We start from the raw sequence: 15,149 nt of genomic DNA on the forward strand, positions 1-15,149 counted from the left end.
GGACGCTTGAACCACGCCCGCATTCGACGGGCGGCGATAACAACAATAACAATAAGTGGAGCCATCGCGATGTCCAACCCTCGCATTCACCGTGCTGTGAAGCCACAGCGCTGCCTGCTCGCCTGCGCCATCGGCTTGCTGGCGCTGCCAGGCGCCCAGGCGTTCGAACTCGATACCGGCAGTGAAGACTGGGCCGTGCGCCTGGATAACACGGTCAAGTACAACTACGGCGTACGCACCGAAAGCGCTGACAAACGCCTGCTGGCAACCCCCAACAACAACGACGGCGACTACAACTTCCGCAAGGCCGGGACCACGGTCACCAACCGTATCGACCTGCTCAGCGAGCTGGACGTGATCTACCAGGGCAACATGGGCTTTCGCGTCAGCGCCGCCAGCTGGTACGACAAGGCCTACGACAACACCGGCTCCAACGCCAACCCGTTCGTCAACGGCAACGGCGGCCAGTCGGGCATCAACCCCAGCCTCAACGGCTTGCCCGGCACCGGCGTGCCGCTGGGCAGCCCGCACCTGAGCAACTATGCCCAGCGCTACTACAGCGGCCCGTCCGGTGAGGTACTGGATGCCTTCGTGTTCATGCGTCGCGAAGTGGGCGACTCCTCGCAGATCAGCGCCAAGCTCGGCCAGCACAATTTGTTCTGGGGCGAAACCCTGCTCAACCCGGTGCATTCGCTGAGCTACGGCCAGTCTGGCCTGGACCTGGCCAAGCTGGCCGCCTCACCCGGCACCGAAGCCAAGGAGCTGTTCGTGCCGCGCAACCAGCTGTCGGCGGCGTTGCTGGTCAACCCCGAGCTGACCATCGGCGCGCAGTACTTCCTCGACTGGGACGCCGCGCGGCTGCCGGAAGCCGGCACCTACTACGGCGGTTCGGACCTGGTGGGCGAGGGCGCACAGAGCTTTCTGCTCGGCCACACCGGCACGCCCGGGCTGATCCCGGTGCGCGGCGCGCTGACCAACATCCGCCGCGGCCACGACCTGACCCCGGACAAACGCGGCGACTGGGGGGTGATGGCCAAGTGGTCGCCCGAATGGCTGGGCGGCACCCTGGGCGTGTATTACCGCAAGACTTCGGAGATCCTGCCCCAGGCCTGGCTCGACGCCCGCGGCCTGACCGTCGCCAACGGCCCGTTCGGCAGCCCGCCGGGCAGTGCCCAGGGCGCGGTCGGCAACCTCTACAACTCGCTGCAAAGCGCCACCTACCAGTTCGCCTACGCCGACAACATCGACATCTATGGCCTGAGCCTGTCCAAGGATGTCGGCGGTATCAGCGTCGGCAGCGACCTGAACATCCGCCACAACATGCCCCTGGCGAGCATTCCGGCGATCCTCAGTGCGCCGGGCCAGGCCGGCCTGGGTGGCGGCTTCGGCCTGCTGCCGGCGCGTTTGCCCAGCAGTGGCGTGGTCTATGAAGCGCCGTCCGACGGCGACAGCATGAGCGCCACCGGCGACACCCTGCACTGGACCCTCAACGGCCTGATGACCATTGCCGATACGCCGTTGTTCGACTCGGCGACCCTGCTCGGCGAGCTGTTCTACAGCAACCTGCTCAAGCTCGATAACCACAACGCGGCCTTGTACAAGGGTAAAAGCAGCTACCGCGGCATCGACCAGCCGACCCGCGACAACTGGGGCATCGCGGTCAACTTCACCCCGACCTGGTACCAGGTATTGCCGGGCATGGACCTGAGCATGCCGCTGTCGATCAACGTCGGCCTGGACGGCGTATCGCCGGTGCAGGGCGGCGGCGCCGAGAACACCGGCAACTACGCCGTGGGCCTGAGCGCGGCGATCTACAACCAGTACTTCGTCGACCTCAAGTACGTCGATGGCTTCGGCAAGACCCAGTCCTGCAACAACGGCCAGACCGACGGCAGCACCCCCAACGCCCTGGACGGCGAGCAGGACTACACCTGCTACGGCGGCGGTTACGCCGCGTTCTCTGGCGGCGCCGCCACCACCGAGGACCGTGGCGCGCTGTACCTGACCCTGAAAACCACCTTCTGAGTCACACAGGAAAACAACAACATGAACTACGTGCACACCCTGTTGGCCACGTGCCTGTCGCTGGCTGCCCTGAACCCGGCCCATGCCGCCGTCTCCAACGACCAGGCCGCGCGCCTGGGCACCAGCCTGACGCCGATAGGCGCAGAGAAGGCCGCCAACGCCGACGGCTCGATTCCCGCCTACCAGGGCGGCCTGCTGACCCCGCCGGCGGCATACCAGAGCGGCGCGAGCATGCGCCCGGACCCGTTCGCCGCCGAGCAACCGCTGCTGGTCATCGATGGCAAGAATGCCGAACAGTACAAGGGGCAACTGACCGCCACCACCCAGGAACTGCTCAAGCGCTTCCCGAGTTTTCGCGTCGATGTCTATCCCACTCATCGCACCGTGGCGCTGCCGCAACCGGTGCTCGACAACACCTTGAAGAACGCCGTAGGTGCGCGCAGCCAGGAGGGCGGTAGCGCGGTCGACAATGTGCTGCCGGGCATTCCCTTCCCGATTCCGCAGAGCGGTGCCGAGGCCATGTGGAACTTCCTGTTGCGCTACCAGGGCGTGAGCATGACCGCCAAGTACGACTCGTGGAACGTCGATGCCGCCGGCAACGCCACCCTGAGCACCACCGGCCAGGCCAACATCAGCTACCCGATCTACGAGGACATGAGCAAGCCGATCGGCGCCAAGGACACCTACTACCAGATGAAACTCACCTACACCGCGCCGGCCCGCCGCGCCGGTGAAGCGATGATGCTGCGCGATGCCGCCAACCCGCTGGTGCAACCACGCAGCGCCTGGCAGTACCTGCCGGGCCAGCGCCGGGTCAAGCTGGCGCCGAACCTGGCCTACGACACGCCCAACCCGGGCACCTCGGGTTCGGGCACCTACGATGACGTGTTCGTCTTCAACGGCGCCCTCGACCGCTACGACTGGACCCTGGTCGGCAAGCAGGAGATGTACGTGCCGTACAACACCTACCGGTTGACCTACAACACCGACGTCAAGCAACTGACCACCGCCAACCACCTCGCGCCGCAATTCGTGCGCTGGGAAAAGCACCGGGTCTGGGTGGTCGAAGGCAAGCTCAAGGACGGCGCCCGGCACATCTACCACAAGCGCCGCTTCTACCTCGACGAGGACAGCTGGATCGCCCTGGCCTCAGACCAGTATGACGCCCGTGGCCAGCTGTACCGCGGCAGCTTCGCCTTCCTCAGCCAGAGCTACGACAAACAGACCCCGGATGCCACGCCGTTCATGATCTACGACCTGATCGGCGGCACCTACAACCTCAATGGCGTGGTCGGGGCCTACGGCGGCATTCGCTACATCGAGCCGCTGTCGCGCACCCAGTGGTCGCCCGAGTCCCTGGCCGGGGCCGGCATTCGCTGAGCCTGTCGAGCACGCACCGAGGAGGATCAGGGATGGCTTTTTTCAAACGCTGCAGCGTGATGCTGCTGGCCTGGGCCGCGCTGCAGGGCGCGGCCCGGGCCGAGCCTTACGTCGACGTGCTCGACCTGCCGGCGCAGCCCAGCGCCCTGGCCGCCACCAGCGCCTTGCGCGATGTCAGCGTCGCCGGTACGCGCCTGGTGGCGGTGGGGCCACGGGGGCACATCCTCTACTCGGATGACCAGGGCAGCCACTGGCAACAGGCGCAGGTGCCGGTCAGCGCCGACCTCAATGCGGTGAGCTTCGCCACCGCGCAGCTGGGCTGGGCGGTGGGCAACGACGGGGTGATATTGCACAGCCGCGATGGCGGTCAGCGCTGGGAAAAACAGCTGGACGGGCGGGTGCTCGGCGAGCAGGTGCTGGCTTATTACCAGGCACGGGCGCAAGCGGGCGGCGATCAATGGGCACGCTGGGTGGGCGAGGGTGAGCGCCTGGTCGCGGAGGGCGCCGACAAGCCGTTGCTCGACGTCTGGTTCAGCGACCCGCTGCATGGTTTTGCGGTGGGCGTATTCAACCTGCTGCTGCACACCGTTGACGGCGGCCAGCACTGGACGCCGTGGCTGGAACGCAGCGACAACCCGCAAGGCTTGCACCTGACCGGCCTGGCCAGCGTCGACGGCGCGCTGTACATCAGCGGCGAGCAGGGCCTGCTGCTCAAGCTGAGCGCTGCGGGCGACCATTTCGAGCGCCTGAGCACCCCCTATGCCGGCAGTTATTTCGGCGTCATTGGCAAACCTGGGGCGCTGCTGGCCTACGGGTTGCGCGGCCACGTACTGCGCAGCACCGATGGCGGTGCCGGCTGGCAAGTGGTCAAGACCGACCTGAACACCAGCATCACCGCCGCCAGCCTCGACGCCCGCGGGCGGTTCTGGCTGGCCAGCCAGGCCGGCGACCTGCTGGTCAGTAACGATGACGGCGCAAGCTTCAGCCCGCTGGCGCAAACCCAGCGCGCGCTGGTCAGCGGCGCAGCCTTTGATAGCGGCGCCGCGCTGGTGCTGGTCGGTGAGCGCGGCATCCGCACCCTGGCCCCCGACCAACCGCAGCAGCCATAACAAGAGAAAACCCTGATGGCCGACATCCAACAAGACACCTTGCCGGTGATCCGCAACCTCGGCGACTTCGATGCACGCTCCGGCAATCGCCTCGAACGCCTGGTGTTCAACCACCGGCTGGCGTTCATGCTGTGCATGCTGCTGGTTACCCTGGTGCTCGGCAGCATGGCCATGACCCGCCTGGAGCTGCGGCCCAGCTTCGAGAAGATGATCCCGCAGAGTCATCCCTACATCCGCAACTACCTGGACAACCGCCAGGCGCTGCGCGGCCTGGGCAATTCCCTGCGGGTGGTGGTAGAGAACACCCGTGGCGATATCTTCGACCCGGCCTACCTGCAGACCCTGCGCCAGATCAACGACGAGCTGTTCCTCAGCCAAGGTGTCGACCGCGCCTGGATGAAGTCGCTGTGGAGCCCGGCGGTGCGCTGGACCGAAGTCACCGAAGAGGGCTTCCAGGGCGGCCCGGTGATGCCCGATGCCTACCAGGGCTCGGCCGCCGATATCCAGCAACTGCGCCAGAACATCGAGCGGGCCAACATCGTCGGCAGCCTGGTCGCTCGCGACTTCACCTCAAGCATGCTTATTGTGCCGCTGCTCGACCAGGCCTCGGCGACCGGCGCCGGCATCGACTACCACGGCTTTTCGCAAAAACTTGAGCAGTTGCGCCAGCACTACGAAGCGGGCGGCGTCTACAAACTGCATGTGATCGGCTTTGCCAAGCTGATGGGCGACCTGATCGACGGGCTGCTGCAGGTGATGCTGTTCTTCGCCCTGGCAGTGCTGACCACGCTGCTGATCATCTACCTCTATACCCGCTGCGTGCGCAGCACCTTGCTGGTGGTGCTGTGCTCGTTGACGGCGGTGGTCTGGCAACTGGGGATCGTCGCCTGGCTGGGGTATGCCATCGATCCGTATTCGATCCTGGTGCCTTTTTTGATCTTCGCCATCGGCGTGTCCCATGCGGCGCAGAAGATGAACGGCATCCTGCAGGACATCGGCCGCGGCACCCACCGCCAGATCGCCGCGCGCTACACCTTCCGGCGTTTGTTCGTCGCCGGGGTCACCGCCTTGCTGGCCGATGCGGTGGGCTTTGCCGTACTGATGCTGATCGACATCCCGGTAATCAAGGACCTGGCGATTACCGCCAGCATTGGCGTGGCGGTGCTGATCTTCACCTCGCTGCTGCTGATGCCGGTGGCGTTGTCGTATGTCGGCGTCGGGCGCAAGGCCGCTGAACGGGCCTTGCGTATCGACCTGCGCGCCGCCGAGCATCGCGGCTTTGGCAAACTCTGGGACCTGCTCGATCGCTTCACCGAACGCAAGTGGGCAACCGGCGCCGTGCTAGTGGCCGCCTTGCTTGGTGCCGGCGGTTTCTGGCTGAGCCTGCAACTGAAAATCGGCGACCTCGACAGCGGCGCACCGGAGCTGCACGCCGACTCGCGCTACAACCGCGACAACGCCTACATCACCGGCCATTACGCGCTGTCCAGCGACACCTTTGCGGTAATGATCAAGACCGCCCCGGAAGGCTGTCTGCGCTACCAGACCCTGGTGCTCGCCGACCGCCTGGCCTGGGCGCTGCAACAGAACCCGCAGGTGCAGACCACCTTGTCGCTGACCAACGCGGTACGCCAGATAACCGCCGGCACCTACGAGGGCAACCCCAAGCTGAGCAGCATCCAGCGCAACCAGGACGTGCTCAACTATGCCGCCCAGCAGGCCTCGGTGAACGCCCCGGAGCTGTTCAACAACGACTGCTCGCTGATGCCGGTGATCGCCTACCTCAAGGACCACAAGGCCGACACCCTCGACCAGGTGGTGGCGATTGCCGAGCGCTTTGCCCAGGCCAACAGCAGCGAGGACCGCCAGTTCCTGCTGGCGGCCGGCAGCGCCGGGATCGAGGCAGCGACCAACATCGTGGTGCGCGAGGCCAACCGCAGCATGTTGTTGCTGGTGTACCTGGCGGTGACGCTGTTCTGCCTGATCACCTTTCGCAGCTGGCGCGCAACCCTGGTGGCGGTACTGCCGCTGATGCTCACCTCGATACTCTGCGAGGCGCTGATGGTGATGATGGGCATCGGCGTCAAGGTCGCCACCTTGCCGGTAATCGCCCTGGGCGTGGGCATTGGCGTCGATTACGCGCTGTACCTGCTCAGCGTGCAGCTGCATTACCAGCGTCAGGGCCTGTCGCTGGCGCAATCCTACAAGAACGCCGTGGCCTTTACCGGGCGGGTGGTCGGCCTGGTCGGCATCACCCTGGCCGCCGGCGTGGTTGGCTGGGCCTGGTCGCCGATCAAGTTCCAGGCCGACATGGGCATCCTGCTGACCTTCATGTTCCTCTGGAACATGCTCGGTGCGCTGGTGCTGATCCCGGCGCTGTCGCACTTCCTCTTGCCCGCCAGCCAGGCGCGGGCGCCTTCACCCAGCCCCGGCAGTGTCGAGGGGCTGAACCTTAACAGCCAAAAAGCCGAGTGCTCATCGCATGTCTGATTACCTACCGCCGTTGCGTGACATGGATTTTCTGTTCAACGAAGTGTTCGACATTCCTGGCCAGTGGGCGCGCATTCCGGCCCTGGCCGAGCAGGTCGATGCCGACACCGCGCGGGCCATCCTCGAGCAGGCCGGCAAGCTCATCGCCCGGCAGGTGGCACCGCTCAACCGCAGTGGCGACGAGCAGGGTTGCCAGTGGCATGAGGGCCGGGTGAGCACCCCGGATGGTTTTGCCCAGGCTTATCGCAACTATGCCGACGACGGCTGGGTCGGCGTTGCCGGGGCTTGTGAATATGGCGGCATGGGCATGCCCAAGGTGATTGCCGCCCAGGTCGAGGAGATGCTCAACGCCGCCAACCTGTCGTTCGCCCTGTACCCGATGCTGACCGCCGGCGCCTGCCTGTCGCTGCTCAACCATGCCAGCGAGGCGCTCAAGGCGCGCTACCTGCCGCCCATGTACGAAGGGCGCTGGTCGGGGTCGATGTGCCTGACCGAACCCCATGCCGGCACCGACCTGGGCCTGATCCGTACCCGAGCCGAACCCCGGGCTGATGGCAGCTACCGGGTCACGGGCACGAAGATCTTCATCACCGGCGGCGAGCAGGACCTGACCGAGAACATCATCCACCTGGTGCTGGCCAAGCTGCCGGACGCACCGGCTGGCGCCAAGGGCATCTCGCTGTTCCTGGTGCCCAAGCTGCTGGTGGAGGAGGACGGCGCACTGGGCGAGGCCAACGCGGTGAGCTGTGGCTCGATCGAACACAAGATGGGCATCAAGGCCTCGGCCACCTGCGTGATGAACTTCGACGGCGCCGTCGGCTACCTGGTGGGCGAGGCCAACAAGGGCCTGAATGCCATGTTCACCATGATGAACTACGAGCGCCTGGGCGTCGGTATCCAGGGCCTGGCGCTGGGCGAGCGCTCGTACCAGAACGCCGTGGCCTACGCCCGCGAACGCTTGCAAAGCCGCGCTGCCACTGGCCCGGTAAACGCGCAGCAGGCGGCCGACCCGATTATCGAGCACGCCGATGTGCGGCGCATGCTGTTGACCATGAAGGCGTTGAACGAAGGCGGGCGGGCGTTCTCCACCTATGTGGCGCTGCAACTGGACCTGGCCAAGTACAGCGAAAATGCCGATGAGCGCAGCCAGGCGCAAGCGCGGGTAGCGCTGCTGACGCCGGTGGCCAAGGCGTTCTTGACCGACATGGGCCTGGAAACCACCGTGCACGGCCAGCAGGTGTTCGGCGGCCATGGTTATATTCGCGAATGGGGCCAGGAACAGCTGATTCGCGATTGCCGCATCACCCAGATCTACGAAGGCACCAACGGCATCCAGGCCCTGGACCTGCTCGGGCGCAAGCTGGTCGCCGACGGTGGCCGCAGCTACGCGGCGCTTGCGCAGGAGATCAAGGCCTACGCCCAGACCCTGGCGGCCTCGCGCGCCGAGTTCAAGACCCCGCTGTTGCTGGCGCTGGCCAATCTCGACGACCTCACCGCCTGGGTGCTCGACCGCGCCCAGGGCAACCCTGAGGAGATCGGCGCGGCGGCGGTGGAGTACCTGCAGGTGTTCGGCTACACCCTGTATGCCTATTTGTGGACGCGCATGGCCGATGTCTCTATGCAGCACCACGGCGCCTTCTACCAGAGCAAGCTGGGCACCGCACGCTTCTATTTCGCCCGCCTGCTGCCGCGCATCGATTCGCTCAGCGCCAGTGTCAAGGCCGGCAGCCACAGCCTGTTCCTGCTCAAGGCCGAGCAACTGTGAAGGACACGCCCATGACCCGCACCCGCATCATCGAACCTGCGCCCGGCGCCTACAGCTACCCGTTGCTGATCAAGCGCCTGCTGTTGTCGGGCGTGCGCTACCAGCCCGGCCAGGAGATCGTCTACGCCGACAAGCTGCGCTACAGCTACAGCACCTTGCTTGAACGCATCCAGCGCCTGGCCAATGTGCTGAGCGCTGCCGGGGTCAAGCCTGGCGACACCGTGGCCTTGCTCGACTGGGACAGCCACCGCGCGCTGGAGTGCTTTTTTGCCGTGCCGATGCTCGGCGCCGTGCTGCACACCGTCAACGTACGGCTGTCGCCCGAGCAGGTGCGCTACACCATGAACCACGCCGAGGATCACCTGGTGCTGGTGCATGACGACTTCATGCCGCTGATGACCCAGTTGCGCGAGCAATTACCGACGGTCAAGGGTTACCTGCGCCTGAGTGACGGCGCTGAAGTGCACACGGAACTGCCGCTGCTGGGCGAATACGAAGCGCTGCTGGCCGATGCCGACAGCCACTTCGACTTTGCCGATTTCGACGAGAACTCGGTGGCCACGCTGTTCTACACCACCGGCACCACCGGCAACCCCAAGGGCGTGTACTTCAGCCATCGGCAACTGGTGCTGCACACCCTCAACGAACTCGGCACCTTCGCCGCCTGCGGCGGTGAGCCGCTGTTGCGTTCGGGCGATGTGTACATGCCGATCACGCCGATGTTCCATGTGCATGCCTGGGGCGTGCCCTACGTGGCCACGGCCTTGGGCATCAAGCAGGTGTACCCCGGCCGCTACGAGCCCAACCAACTGGTGCGGCTGATGCGCGAAGAGCAGGTGAGCTTCTCGCACTGCGTGCCGACCCTGTTGCAGATAATGCTCGATTGCGACGAAGGCCAGCGCACCGACTTCAGCGGCTGGAAGATGCTGCTCGGCGGCAGCGCGCTGACCCAGGGCCTGGCCGCGCGGGCCAGCGCCAGGGGCATTCGCGTGCACTGCGGCTATGGCATGTCCGAGACCTGCCCGCTGCTGTGCGTGACAAGCCTTGGCGCCGCTGACCTGGCGTTGCCGATGCAGGCGCAACTGCCGTTGCGGATCAACGCCGGGGTGCCGATCCCGCTGGCGGACCTGCGCATCGTCGACGAACAGGGCAAAGACGTGGCCCACGACGGCGCAAGCCTCGGTGAAATCGTCGTGCGCGCGCCATGGCTGACCCAGGGTTACCTCAAGGAGCCGGAGCAGGGCGCCGCACTGTGGGCCGGCGGCTGGCTGCACACCGGCGACATGGCCTGCATCGATGAGCGCGGCGCGGTGCAGATTCGCGATCGGATCAAGGACGTGATCAAGACCGGCGGTGAGTGGATCAGCTCGGTGGAGCTGGAAAGCCTGATCAGCCAGCACAGCGGGGTCGATTCGGTGGCGGTGGTGGGGGTGGAGGATGCGCAGTGGGGCGAGCAGCCGCTGGCCCTGGTGGTCTGCGTTGCCGGCGTCGAGCTGGATCAGCCGGCGCTGGCCCGGCACCTGCAGCCATTTGTCGACAGCGGGCGCCTGAACAAATGGGCGATTCCGCGCCTGGTGCGCTTTGTCAGCGAAATTCCCAAGACCAGCGTCGGCAAGATCAACAAGAAGCTGATTCGCCAGAGCCATTGTGGCGTCTGAGTAAAGCAAGTGGGCATTCGACTTGCGCCGCGATGGGCTTGACCGGCCTCATCGCGGGGCAAGCCCGCTGCTACCTGTCAGACTTCAGTGAGGTCCGAGGTGGGCGGGGTGGGGGTGTTGACGCTGTCCAGTTGCTGGTCGGCAAGATCCTGGGCCAGGGCAACCATGGTCATGGTCGGGTTCCACGAACCACTGGCCGGCCACAGCGCACCGCCGGTGACGTAGACGTTCTCCACGCCATGGGGACGGTAGTCCAGGCCAACCACGCCTTCGTCCTTGTCGCCGATCCACAGGGTCGAGCCCTCGTGCACCAGCCCGGCCACCCGCCGTTCAGGAATGCTCGGCCGTTCGCCAGTCCAGTGGCCCAGGTTCGGGTCGCCGTGCCAGTACTCGACCTTGCCTTCGGGGGCGAACACCCGCTCCATCATCTGGAAAGTGCCTTCGTCCATGGTGTCCCAGGTTTGCTGGTCGGTTTTGCTGGCCAGCACCTGCAGGTTGACGTTGGTGGTCGGGTCGGCCTGGTCGTTGAGGTGGAAGTGGTTGTCGGGGTTTCGGAAGTCGATCTCGCCAAGCACGGCGCAAACGAACACCAGATGGTCCTTCGACGATTCCAGTTGCGCCATCGACGCCGTGGCGACCACGTCCGGCATATAACGCGCGGCTTTCTGCGCGTTCTTTGCAGGTTTGCGGTCTGACAGCACCGACAACTGCACGTGGTACTGCATGCCGCTTTGCTTGTTCTTGCCGGCCAGGTAAATGGCCGCGAGCTCAAGCTCGGCCAGCTTGTCGGCGAACGGGTAGTCCTTGCGCGGCACCCGTGCCACCACCGAGGTGATGAAGTGGGCGGTGAAGCGATCGCCGGCACGTTTGATTTGCGGGAACGAGTTCATCAGCAAGGTCGCCGGCGGCAGGGTGCCCATGGCCAGGATCAGCTTGGCGTTGCCGATGTTGATCACCCCGCGCGAGGTTTGTAGCGCCGTGGCCGCGCCATCCTGCTGGTGGATGCGCTCGACGATGCACTCGGTGATGATCCGCAGCGGGCTGCCAGTACCGGCAGCGGCGCGGTCGGCCTGTTTGCCGGCCAGCTCCATGATTGCCGCCGGGGTCGAGAACTTGGCAAAGTCCACGCCACCGGCGCGATCGGCCGCGGCGGCCAGGGGCGCCGACAACCAGCGGGTGGCCGAGTCGATCTTGCCGATGTTGTGCTCGAGCATGTTTTGCAGCTCAAGCTGCAGGGTGCCGTAGACCGGGCGTTGCTCGGTGACATGGGCGCGCACCTGCGGGTCGAGCTGGGTGTCGATCTTGTCGGCCGGGATGACGTTGAGCAGCTTTTCGGCCGACTCGAAGCGGGCCTCGGCGGCGGCGATGGTCTGCTCGGGCCAGTAGGCCATTTCCTCCTTGGTCGGCCGTGGGCACCAGGCGCTCCACATGATGCTGCGGCCACCGAAGAACGGCACCATGCCGTGCTGCCAGCCGATGTTGCCCGGTGGCTGGCTGGCGGTACGCGCCGAGAGGGTCCAGGGGAAGGTTTCGGAGAAGCCGCCGAGGGTTTTCTGGTAAGGGATCGGCAGGTTCTGGAAGTGCTCGGGGAGGAAGAACGGCCCGCGCTCGACCATCAGGATCCGCGCCTTGGGCTGGCTTTCGAGGATGCGTTCGGCGAAGGCCAGGGAACAGAAGCCGGTGCCGATGATGATGAAATCGAACTGTTCTTCTTCGCGGACCTGCTTCCAGGCCGATTCGGAGAGAAAGAACACGTGGTCCAGCACCTTCTGGGCGTTGGGTGTTTGCGGACCGGGGGTAGGGTAGCCGTGACCGAAGTTGGTCGAACTGGTGACTGCGCTCATTGTTGCCTCCAATCATTGTTGGCAGAGGGTCTATCGTCCTTGTGCAGCGTGCAGCCGGGGGGCTGCGCTGCTAACGCTAGCAGAGCGAAGTGGCAATTCAAGATCACTTGGTCGGGGGAGCCGCGGGCCTCAGGCAACCCCGGAGTACTTCACCGCTGCCGCCGCCCGCGACGGCACATTGAGGGTGCGCAGCAACGACGACACATGAATGCGCACGGTAAACGGCGAGATGTCCAGCGCGCGGGCGATTTCCTTGTTGGTCTTGCCCTGGGCGATCAGGCGCAACACCTCTTGCTGGCGTGCGGTCAGGGTTGTGGCGACGGCGCTGCTGTCCAGCGGCAGGAGCCCGGAGGGGGCAAAACGCACCAGCACTTCACCTTCACGGATGGCCAGGATCGCCTGGCCGATCTCGTCCGGGGCGATGTTCTTGCCGATGAAGCCGTCAATGCCGGCGGCCATGACCTCGCCGATCAGTTCCTCGTCATCGACCATCGATACCACGATCAAGGTGGTGCGCCGTAATTGCTGACGCAGCTCGACCAGCTGGCTGATGCAGGTCAGCCCCGGGAAGCGCAGGTCGAGGATCAGGGTGTCCGGTTCCGGACCGTTGGCGACCAGCTTGAGCACCGTGTCGAAATCACCGGCCTCTTCGCTCCGGGCATCGGGCAGCAGGCGCTGGACCGTACGCAGCATCGCTTCGCGAAACAGCGGATGGTCGTCGGCTATGATGATCCGGCATGCCATGGTGAGTGCCTCCCTGGGCCTGGCGTTCCTTTCGGACGTGCTACTTTACCACCGGGTACGGGCACCGCCCCGGTGTTCATGCTGGATATGACGACTGTCGCACAAGGATGTTCCGATGAAGTTCGAGAAAAACTCCGAGCTCGACCAGGCTAACCTGCGCATCATTGTCGCCTGTATTGCCGTGGTTTATATCAGCGTGCTGGGCTTTCTGCCCGGGCAGCATTTTGAAACCTACCGGCCGATCGTGATCTACATCATCCTGTTCCTGCTGCTGTCGGTGGTTATACGCCAGGTTATCGTGCGCTGGCCGGGGGTGTACCCGGCGCGGCGCATTTTCAGCATGGTCCAGGACTACACCGGTACCTGTTTCGGCCTGGTGGTGGGCGGCGAGGCAGCGTTGCCGCTGTACGCGGTGATGGTCTGGGTCAACCTGGGCAATGGCATGCGCTTCGGCTCGCGCTACCTGGCGATCGCCACCGCCCTGGCGTTGCTGGCGCTGCTGTGCGTGTACCAGCTGACGCCGTACTGGCAGGCGCAACCGTTCATGGTGCTGATGCTGATGATCACCAGCACGGTGATACCGATGTACGCGCACCTGTTGCTTGAACGTACGCGCAAGGCTTCGGAGGAGGCCACCGCCGCCAACCTGGAAAAATCGCGCTTTCTGGCCCAGGCCAGCCACGACCTGCGCCAGCCCATTCATTCCATCGGCCTGTTCACTGCCTGCCTGCGCGAGGCGCGGCTGGGCGATGAAGAACGCCGGCTGGTCGACAACATCGACCGCTCGTTGCTCAACGTCTCGCAGCTGTTTCGCTCGATCCTCGACCTCTACACCCTCGACAACGGCCGCCTGCAGCCGCGCCTGCAGCCTGTGCAACTGGGCGAGTTCCTCCACGACCTGCTGCGCCAGAACGCCGAGGCGGCGCGCTGGGCAGGCGTTGAGCTGCGCTTGCGTGCCTGCGCGCACTGGGTGCAGATTGACCCGGCGCTGCTGGCGACCATGGTCCAGAACGTGCTGTCCAACTGCTTCAAGTACGCGCCGCAGCGCCCGCTGCTGATCGGCGTGCGCAAGCGTGGCGAGGGCCTGGCCATTGTCATTTATGACCAGGGCAGCGGCATCGAGGCGCAGGAACTGCCGAAGGTTTTCGAAGAGTTCTACCGCGTGCGCCAGTTGCGCGACAAGGACGTCGAGGGCGTGGGCCTGGGCCTGTCGATTGTCCGGCGCCTGGGGCAGATGATGGGCATGCAGGTGACGATACGTTCGCGAGTGGGCCATGGCACGGCCGTCAGCCTTGAAGGTTTGCGCGAAATTTCCGCGCCCAAGCGCCAGGCCTATCGTGAAGACCCGAGCCAGGTCGGCCTGCTGACCGGTTTGAAAGTCTGCCTGGTGGAGGATGATCGCAACGTGCTGCTGGCCACCAAGGCCTTGCTCGAGCGCTGGGGCTGTGACGTCCAGGCCGAACTGAGCGGCAAGGACCTGGCCAGCGACTGCGACATCATCGTCGCCGACTATGACCTGGGCAACCACGCCACCGGCATCGAGTGCATCGATGAGCTACGGGCGCAACGGGGCAGGGCGGTGCCGGCGCTGATTCTTACCGGCCACGAAGTGGAGAAGATCCAGGCGGCCCTGCACGACCGCCAGATCGCGATCCTGTCCAAACCGGTGCGCCCGGCCGAGCTGCGCGCTACCTTGCGGGCGTTGCGCGAGGCCTCGGCAGCGGCGGTTTAGCCTGGAATCAGTAGCGTTGCAGCGGATTTTGCGGGCGGCCACTGTTCTTGTTGTAGCATTGCGCGCCCATGCCCATGCCCATCGAGGCGATCCCGATCATCACGCCGCTTGGCAGCTCGCAGTTGTAGTCACCCGATGCGGTGCTGGCGATGTAGTAAGTGGAGCTGTGGTCGCTGCGCACGTTGGAAATCTTCGTCACCGGCTCGCCGATGGTGGTCTGCGCGGTGGACTTGAGACGGTCTTCGTTGGGTTTCATGGTCTGGCAACCGGCGACGGCGACCAGCAGGGCGCTGAGCAGGGTGATCTTGCTGAATGCTGATTTCATGGTGCATCTTCCTTGGTGTTGTTCTGTTTTACCGGCACAACGATCCCGCACGCCGCATAGGCGCGGCGTTGGGGAAC

At 65.2% G+C, this 15,149-nt stretch carries 10 protein-coding genes; 7 read left to right on the plus strand and 3 right to left on the minus strand.

Annotated features, from left to right (window positions below; translation table 11 throughout):
* Positions 1-69 precede the first annotated feature (69 nt).
* Genes JYG36_RS14305 through JYG36_RS14330 form a run of 6 tightly spaced genes read left to right on the plus strand, consistent with a single transcriptional unit; the run spans position 70 to position 10,427 of the window.
* Positions 70-2,025, plus strand: a complete 1,956-nt coding sequence (locus tag JYG36_RS14305; protein ID WP_213601241.1) for a DUF1302 domain-containing protein — start codon at positions 70-72, stop codon at positions 2,023-2,025.
* Positions 2,026-2,046: 21 nt separating this feature from the next.
* Entirely contained in the window at positions 2,047-3,405 is a 1,359-nt protein-coding gene (locus JYG36_RS14310; protein WP_213601243.1) for a DUF1329 domain-containing protein, read from the plus strand.
* Between the two features lie 32 nt (positions 3,406-3,437).
* The gene (locus JYG36_RS14315; RefSeq protein ID WP_213601245.1) at positions 3,438-4,514 is read left to right on the plus strand and encodes a WD40/YVTN/BNR-like repeat-containing protein; all 1,077 of its coding nucleotides are present in this window, start codon (positions 3,438-3,440) and stop codon (positions 4,512-4,514) included.
* Between the two features lie 15 nt (positions 4,515-4,529).
* Complete coding sequence (locus tag JYG36_RS14320) at positions 4,530-7,004, plus strand: efflux RND transporter permease subunit (protein WP_213601247.1); 2,475 nt, start codon at positions 4,530-4,532, stop codon at positions 7,002-7,004.
* Positions 6,997-8,769 carry an acyl-CoA dehydrogenase C-terminal domain-containing protein gene (locus JYG36_RS14325; protein WP_213601250.1) on the plus strand — a complete coding sequence of 591 codons (1,773 nt, stop codon included), beginning with the start codon at positions 6,997-6,999 and terminating at the stop codon, positions 8,767-8,769. Before JYG36_RS14320 ends, JYG36_RS14325 begins: the two co-directional genes overlap by 8 nt.
* Before the next feature lie 11 nt (positions 8,770-8,780).
* The gene (locus JYG36_RS14330; RefSeq protein WP_213601251.1) at positions 8,781-10,427 is read left to right on the plus strand and encodes a fatty acid--CoA ligase; all 1,647 of its coding nucleotides are present in this window, start codon (positions 8,781-8,783) and stop codon (positions 10,425-10,427) included.
* A 77-nt stretch (positions 10,428-10,504) separates the two neighbouring features.
* Here JYG36_RS14330 and JYG36_RS14335 read toward each other — a convergent pair whose 3' ends face one another.
* Positions 10,505-12,271, minus strand: a complete 1,767-nt coding sequence (locus tag JYG36_RS14335; RefSeq protein WP_045200864.1) for a GMC oxidoreductase — start codon at positions 12,269-12,271, stop codon at positions 10,505-10,507.
* A gap of 129 nt (positions 12,272-12,400) precedes the next feature.
* Positions 12,401-13,015, minus strand: coding sequence for a LuxR C-terminal-related transcriptional regulator (locus tag JYG36_RS14340; RefSeq protein WP_045200862.1), 615 nt, complete (start codon positions 13,013-13,015; stop codon positions 12,401-12,403).
* A 115-nt stretch (positions 13,016-13,130) separates the two neighbouring features.
* On the opposite strand from JYG36_RS14340, the gene JYG36_RS14345 reads away from it, so the two are divergent.
* Positions 13,131-14,747 carry an ATP-binding response regulator gene (locus JYG36_RS14345; RefSeq protein WP_213601253.1) on the plus strand — a complete coding sequence of 539 codons (1,617 nt, stop codon included), beginning with the start codon at positions 13,131-13,133 and terminating at the stop codon, positions 14,745-14,747.
* A 7-nt stretch (positions 14,748-14,754) separates the two neighbouring features.
* Here JYG36_RS14345 and JYG36_RS14350 read toward each other — a convergent pair whose 3' ends face one another.
* Complete coding sequence (locus tag JYG36_RS14350; RefSeq protein WP_093382978.1) at positions 14,755-15,072, minus strand: hypothetical protein; 318 nt, start codon at positions 15,070-15,072, stop codon at positions 14,755-14,757.
* Positions 15,073-15,149: the final 77 nt, after the last annotated feature.

Origin of the sequence: Pseudomonas sp. SORT22 (assembly GCF_018417635.1) — a bacterium.
Classification (GTDB): domain Bacteria; phylum Pseudomonadota; class Gammaproteobacteria; order Pseudomonadales; family Pseudomonadaceae; genus Aquipseudomonas.